This window comes from Bacillus sp. P4_D3 (genome assembly GCF_056401855.1).
Window position 1 is genome coordinate 1 of sequence record NZ_JBFUIN010000356.1, and the last position, 3,269, is coordinate 3,269.

General features: G+C 34.2%; 4 protein-coding genes and 1 pseudogene. 3 read left to right on the forward strand and 2 right to left on the reverse strand.

Translation table 11 applies throughout. The features are described 5' to 3' along the window. Positions 1-21: 21 nt before the first annotated feature. From AC1DTM_RS20950 to AC1DTM_RS20960, 3 genes and pseudogenes are all read left to right on the forward strand, one after another. Positions 22-984 (forward strand): annotated as a pseudogene (locus AC1DTM_RS20950) (serine hydrolase domain-containing protein); the annotation flags it as partial. Between the two features lie 4 nt (positions 985-988). Further along, a complete protein-coding gene (locus AC1DTM_RS20955) occupies positions 989-1,867 on the forward strand; it encodes an NAD(P)-dependent oxidoreductase (protein WP_477000783.1) in 879 nt (292 codons plus the stop codon). Positions 1,868-1,872: 5 nt separating this feature from the next. After that, positions 1,873-2,205: a DUF3909 family protein gene (locus tag AC1DTM_RS20960; RefSeq protein ID WP_002122159.1), complete on the forward strand. Its 333-nt coding sequence runs from the start codon at positions 1,873-1,875 to the stop codon at positions 2,203-2,205. Between the two features lie 61 nt (positions 2,206-2,266). On the opposite strand, the gene AC1DTM_RS20965 is transcribed toward AC1DTM_RS20960, so the two are convergent. Beyond that, complete coding sequence (locus AC1DTM_RS20965) at positions 2,267-2,542, reverse strand: hypothetical protein (protein WP_002160633.1); 276 nt, start codon at positions 2,540-2,542, stop codon at positions 2,267-2,269. Positions 2,543-2,859: 317 nt separating this feature from the next. After that, the coding region (locus AC1DTM_RS20970; RefSeq protein ID WP_477000784.1) for a cupin domain-containing protein at positions 2,860-3,269 on the reverse strand (410 nt) is incomplete at its 5' end.

The window sequence follows — 3,269 nt, forward strand, 5'->3', positions numbered from 1 at the left end:
TGCTAGTATATCTCAAAAGTTAGATCTGCTAGTATATCTCAAAAGTTAGATCAGTATTTAGTAGGAAAGCAATTTAATGGGACAGTTTTGGTGACAGATAAAGAGCATGTTATATTGAATAAAGGATATGGATATGCTGATGTTCAAAATAAAATAGAAAATACACCTCAAACAAAATATCGTATCGGTTCTATTACGAAAACAGTTGTTGCTACATCCATTCTACAGTTACAAGAACAAGGGAAGTTAAATGTCCAAGATAATGTAAATAAATACATTCCTTCATTTCCAGCAGATAAAAACATCACGTTATATCACTTATTAACGCATACATCTGGTTTACCGGAAAATGGGGAAGGAAAGGTTAATGTAGCTTCACGTATAAATTTAATAAATTGGATTGGAAGTCAAAAGTTAGATTTTCCACCAGGAACAGGTTGGAAGTATACGGATTATAATTATATGGTGCTCGCTTATATTATAGAAAATATAACGAAAAAGCCTTTAGGAGATTATATAAAAGAAAATATATTTACAAAGGCAGAGATGCATGAATCAGGTATGGGAAATATGGTGCCTGGAGATAAAAACTTCACGAAGGGTTATGTGAAGAAAGATCAAGAACTTGTACCAGCGCAAAAATTAGGGATGGACTGGTTATATGGCTCTGGTGAGATGTATACGACAGTAGGAGATATGAAGAAATTAGATGAAGCGATTATAAATGGCAAGCTTCTTTCTGAACAAAGTATACAAGCGATGTTTACACCTTCACAAGAAAGAAAATATGCATTTAGCTTTTACATATATCCTGATTTTTTCCATAACCATGGTGTACTATCTGGTTGGAATACGTTTAATAATTTCAATAAAGAAAAAGGAACGTTTGTTATTTTATTTTCAAATGTGAAGAATGGTTTGGATGATGATTTTAATAAGGAATTTCGGAAGATGGTAAATGATTTATTAGAACAAAGGGGATGAGAAGATGGAAAATAAAAATTTATCAATAGGTTTTATTGGTATTGGTGTGATGGGAAAAAGTATGGTTAACCATTTAATGCAAAGTGGTTATAAAGTATATGTATATAATAGAACGAAGGAAAAAGCGGATTCTTTAGTGCAAGAGGGTGCGACTTGGTGTGATACACCGAAAGCGTTAGTAAAGCAAGTTGATGTTGTTATGACGATGGTTGGTTATCCTCATGATGTAGAAGAAGTGTACTTTGGGATAGATGGAATTTTAGAACATGCAAATGAAGGTACGATAGCAATTGACTTTACAACATCGACACCAACATTGGCAAAACGTATTAATGAAGTTGCGAAAAGCAAGAATATATATACATTAGATGCACCAGTATCTGGAGGGGATGTTGGAGCTAAAGAAGCTAGACTAGCAATTATGGTCGGTGGAGAGAACAGAATATATGATATTTGCTTACCTCTATTTGAAAAACTAGGAACAAATATTCAGTTGCAAGGCCCTGCTGGGAGTGGACAACATACAAAAATGTGCAATCAAATTGCAATTGCTTCTAACATGATAGGAGTATGTGAAGCGGTAGCGTATGCGAAAAAGGCGGGACTTAATGCAGATAAAGTATTAGAGAGTATTTCGACAGGAGCTGCAGGTAGCTGGTCATTAAGTAATTTAGCTCCTCGAATGTTAAAAGGAGATTTTGAACCTGGCTTTTATGTAAAGCATTTTATGAAAGATATGAAGATTGCTTTAGATGAAGCTGAAAAATTACAATTACCAGTACCGGGTTTAACCCTAGCGAAGGAATTGTATGAAGAGCTAATCRTAGATGGAAAAGAGAATAGCGGAACACAAGTATTATACAAAAAGTATATAAGGGGGTAAATGAAATGGATCTCCAAAAGTTTGACGAAATGATTGATGCTGTGCAGCGAGCAACTTGTGTACAGATTAATGATAAGCAAAAAGAAGCTTTTAAACAAAAATACGATTTTGGACCAGATTTTGAATATGGAAGAGATGAGAAAGGGCATTATGTTATCCGAACCTCGAAAAAGATGTTAGAGGAAATGGAGTTTTATTTGGCATTGAAATATGATCGGGATGGAATTGCCCTTTATATGCATGCTGAGATTGAAGGGACATGTCATGTATCCGTTAGCTATAGCGAGGATGCACTTCATTTGCAAGAATTGTTTCAATTTCTAGAAGAAAATAAATAAAAAGTCCTCATTTGAGGACTTTTTATTTATTTAGGCAGGCATAATATTTAAGTTGGATAATCTATAGGCTGGAAGCGCGACGGCATCTTTCAATTGGGAATGGAATAACTTGTGCAATGTGATTAGGACCCAACTGTTTCGCGCGAGCATGGCGTAGTATATAAAATGCGCACAGAATAGAAACAGGAATAGCACCATATAAACCAAAAAATAAAGCGCTTACACACGATGCAGCAAAACCTAAAACACCAACTTCTAATTCTTCCATAATAGCTCCTAAAATGACAGGAATAGCTCCGCATATAACTCCTAGTATAAGTGCGATAAGTAAACTCATGATTATCCCCCTCTGTTTGCAATATTCTTTTCCTTCTTATTAGTTGTAGTATATCATACGTAAAACAGAATTTTCAGAAAAAATTCAAAAAAAGTTCAATAAATGTTCAAAAAGTATTCCGAAATGTACTTGATAAAGTGGAATTATGATTCGAGATATTTGATTTAAACAAACGAAAGGGACAAATCATTTTAGTAAATAAAAAATCAGGCTTACTTCAATGTTATGAAATAAGCCTGTTCCATAGGAGGATGTATATATGTAGAGTGAATAAAAGGTTGGAAAAGGGGTTCCAACCTTTTATTCAACTAGCTACCTTAATAAATTGGAACCCAACCTTCTGTTGTAACAAAAATACGAATAGCTACAACTTGGCGATCATCTTGTAAGGTAAAATAGTGTCTTGCATTTTCAGGTACAGATATAAGATCACCAGGCTCAAGTTCAACGTCAAAGAATCGACCATCTTTTCCTTCAATAGCGAAGATGCCATGACCGCTGACAATAAAGCGAACTTCATCGTCAGTATGATGGTGTTCTTTTTGAAAATTAATTAATAACTCGTCAAGGTTAGGTGTGCTATTTGAAAGTGAAATCACATCATATGCTTTATAACCTCTGCGCTCTGAAACATCCGCAATTTCTTTTGAAAACAACGTTAATATTTCAGCTTTATTTTCATCTGTTAAGGAGTAATTTTCTTTTAAATGAGTAGGAAGTTTAGAAA